Annotated in this window: 6 protein-coding genes; all 6 read left to right on the forward strand. The window is 47.7% G+C overall.

Going from position 1 to position 3334, the window contains the following annotated elements; all coding sequences use genetic code 11:
• The coding region (locus Q0241_RS03640; RefSeq protein ID WP_299373217.1) for a transporter substrate-binding domain-containing protein at positions 1-655 on the forward strand (655 nt) is incomplete at its 5' end.
• Between the two features lie 47 nt (positions 656-702).
• Positions 703-873: a hypothetical protein gene (locus Q0241_RS03645; RefSeq protein WP_299373221.1), complete on the forward strand. Its 171-nt coding sequence runs from the start codon at positions 703-705 to the stop codon at positions 871-873.
• Entirely contained in the window at positions 863-1522 is a 660-nt protein-coding gene (locus tag Q0241_RS03650; protein WP_299373224.1) for an amino acid ABC transporter permease, read from the forward strand. The genes Q0241_RS03645 and Q0241_RS03650 overlap by 11 nt, the downstream gene beginning before the upstream one ends.
• Before the next feature lie 14 nt (positions 1523-1536).
• Positions 1537-2199 (forward strand): amino acid ABC transporter permease, encoded by a 663-nt coding sequence (locus Q0241_RS03655; RefSeq protein WP_299373227.1) that lies wholly within the window; start codon positions 1537-1539, stop codon positions 2197-2199.
• A complete protein-coding gene (locus Q0241_RS03660; protein WP_299373230.1) occupies positions 2196-2918 on the forward strand; it encodes an amino acid ABC transporter ATP-binding protein in 723 nt (240 codons plus the stop codon). Before Q0241_RS03655 ends, Q0241_RS03660 begins: the two co-directional genes overlap by 4 nt.
• A 70-nt stretch (positions 2919-2988) precedes the next feature.
• On the forward strand, positions 2989-3334 hold a 346-nt coding region (locus Q0241_RS03665; protein WP_299373233.1), incomplete at its 3' end, for a dihydrodipicolinate synthase family protein.

Raw genomic sequence — 3334 nt, forward strand, 5'->3', positions numbered from 1 at the left:
CAATAACGAACCAGCTGGTTTCGATGTTGAATACTGTAAAGACCTCGCCGCTGCGTTGGAAGTTGAACACGAAATCCTGCCTGTGACATGGGCAGAGCGTTTGCCTGTTATCGTGACCAACTCTGCTGACGTTGTTTTCGGCGGAACATCTGATTCCCTCGCCCGTGCCAAAACGGTTGGTTTCTCCATTCCCTATGCAATTTACTTTGCACAGGCTGTTGTAGGTAAAGACACCGGCATCAAAACTTTCGAAGACATGAAGGGCAAACGTGTTGCCGCTGCTGTTGGTACGGTTCCGGAACAGGAATTCCTCAAAATTGCAAAAAAATGGGGAACAGAAGATCTTTATCAGGGATACCAAAGCGAAAACGAAGTTTTTCTGGCTGTCGCTCAAGGTAAAGCCGACGTTGGTATCACAACAAATACGGCGGTTAAGCCCATTGTTGAAAAGTACGACACAATTTCCGCAGGCCCGCGTATGCCATGGACCACAGACTACACATCGGTTGTTGGCCCCCGCAAGGACGTTACATGGCTTAACTATCTGAACCTTTTTGTGACCCATCAGGTACGTTCAGGCCGTTATCAGGAATTGTGGAACACTTATGTCGGTGGTGAAGCACCAGAACTTCGTATCCCCGGTGTTCTGTACTAAACCTGTTTATATCTGACATATGTGATCTAAAGGGATGTTTGGCTATCATGACAATATCTGATTATTCACCAAACATCCCTCTTCTTGGCTTTCTTTTCGGTCCAGATTTTGGCTCACATTCAGGAAAAACACGACTTAGTGTGATTGATCGATATTTTACCGGGATTGGCCCCGATAATCGCCCCGGAAATAGTCGGAGTAATACTTGTGGATTATAATTTTCACTGGCGTCCGGTATTCAGAAAACTACCGGAATTGCTAGAGGCTGGCCTCTTAACGCTGGAAGTCGCAGTTCTATCGATGGTGCTCGGCATCACGATCGGGCTAGGTTTAGCGCTTCTTCGTATGAAAGGGCCAACCCCACTGCGCCAGATTGCAACAACCTGGGTTGAGATCGCCAGAAATACACCGGCCCTTTTTCAGCTGTTTTTCTTTGGCTTTGGCTTGGGCGCATTTGGCCTACACCTCTCCCCCTATTTGATTGTCTTGGCGGGATTGACCTTTAACAACGCCGGATATCTGGCTGAAAACTTTCGCGGTGGCTTTCTTGCCGTACCGGAAACACAGGTTCGCGCGGCAAGATCATTGGGTATGACCGCGGTACAGACGTACGTACGCATCATCATCCCACAGGTTTTGAAAATAGTTTATCACCCCATGACAAACCAAATGGTTTGGGCTGTGTTGATGAGCTCGCTTGGAATGCTGGTTGGCTTTCGCGAACTATCTGGGGAAACACAGTTCTTTGCTTCTAAGACCTATCGCATTTTCGAATACTTCGCCGTGACGGCTGTAATTTACTACGTCATCGTCAAAATCATTCTTCTGGCATCAAACCTTGTTGCCCGACGTCTGTTCAAATATTGAGAAAGGACAAATAGATGAGTAACTCTGCATCCTTTTTCACTGACTTCCAGGCAACAGACTTACTATTCCTAGGGGAAGCCGCAGGTCGCACACTAGGCATTTCAGCCGTATCAATCACAATCGGCACAATACTGGGTTGTATCTTTGGCTGGGCGCTTCAAGCATCAAGATGGTTTGCCCAGGCAACTATTGGAACTGTTCTGGACGTCTTCAGATCCGTCCCTTTGATCATTCAATTGATCCTGTTTTACAACTTCTTCCCCATCATAGGGTGGAAAATGGGCCCCTTTGCGGCTGGTGCTTTTGTTTTAAGCCTCTACACCGCAGCCCTTGTTGCCAATGTTGTTCGCGGTGGCATTGATGCCGTTGGTATCCCCATGCGTCGTGCGGCAAGATCACTGGGTATGTCCTATTGGCAGGATTTGCGATATGTGGTCTGGCCCATTGGATTACGGGCCGTCTTCCCATCTTGGGTTGGCGTTGCGTTAAGCGTAATCAAGGATAGTGCGTTGGTATCTGTTCTTGGATATCTGGAATTGCTGCGCGCATCCCAAATTTTGATCACCAGAACTCAAGAACCTTTTATAATTTTGGCATGTGCCGGGGCATTTTACTTTGCCTTGTCTTACCCGCTATCCAAATACTCCAAAAAGCTCGAAGAAGGTTGGACCTCATGATAGAGATCAAACAACTCCACAAATATTTCGGGGCTCTCCATGTCCTACAGGGGATCGACCTGAATGTCAGCAAAGGCGAAGTTCTGAGCATTATCGGATCTTCCGGGTCTGGAAAATCAACCCTGCTCTATTGTATCAATGGCTTGGAAGAAATCCAGCAAGGTCAGGTTGTCGTTGACGGAACCACCGTTCATGACAAAAAAACCGACATAAACAAGCTACGCCAACGCTTGGGCATGGTTTTCCAGCAATGGAATTCGTTCCCTCACCTTACCGCTTTGGAAAACGTTGCGTTGGCCCCCAAGATCGTCAAGAAAGCATCAAAAGACCAAGCAAAATCCATTGCTGAAAAACAACTCAAGCATGTTGGTTTGGGTGATAAGCTGGATGTTTATCCCTCTGCCTTATCTGGCGGACAGCAGCAACGTTTGGCCATTGCCCGTGCCTTGGCTATGGAACCGGAATACATGCTGTTCGACGAAGCAACGTCGGCATTGGATCCCGAATTGGTAGGTGAAGTTCTGGATACCATGCGACTTCTGGCCGAAGAAGGCATGACCATGATTTGTGTCACGCACGAAATGGGCTTTGCCCGTGATGTGTCTGATCGTGTTGCCTATTTCCATCAGGGCGTCATGGAAGAAGTGGGTTCACCAGAACAGATTTTTGCTGCCCCCCAATCGGTTCATACACAAAAGTTTTTAGCGAACGTCCGATAGGGAGTATTCTTCTTTCGGACACACCACACGACCCATTAACAGTTTTTATAATCAGTACAGGAATAAGACCATGTGGAAAGGCGTTATCCCAGCCGTCACGACAAAATTTGACGAAAACGATAATCTAGATCATGCAGAAATGAAACGCTGCTTTGATTATCAGATGGATGCAGGTTGTGATGGCCTGATCGTCGCAGGATCTCTTGGCGAAGGCTCTATGCTTTCCAAGGATGAGAAAATTGCCGTTCTAAAAACAGCAAAAGCGTCCACAGGTGACAAACCCGCAATTATGACCATCAACGAAGCCGCAACCCGTGACGCCTGTGCTATGGCTCAAGCATCGCAGGAAGCTGGTGCAGATGGCATTATGCTTGTCCCAAGCCCGATTTATCATACAGACCCGCGTGAAACAGTTG

The organism is uncultured Kiloniella sp., assembly GCF_937128705.1.
Lineage (GTDB): Bacteria > Pseudomonadota > Alphaproteobacteria > Kiloniellales > Kiloniellaceae > Kiloniella.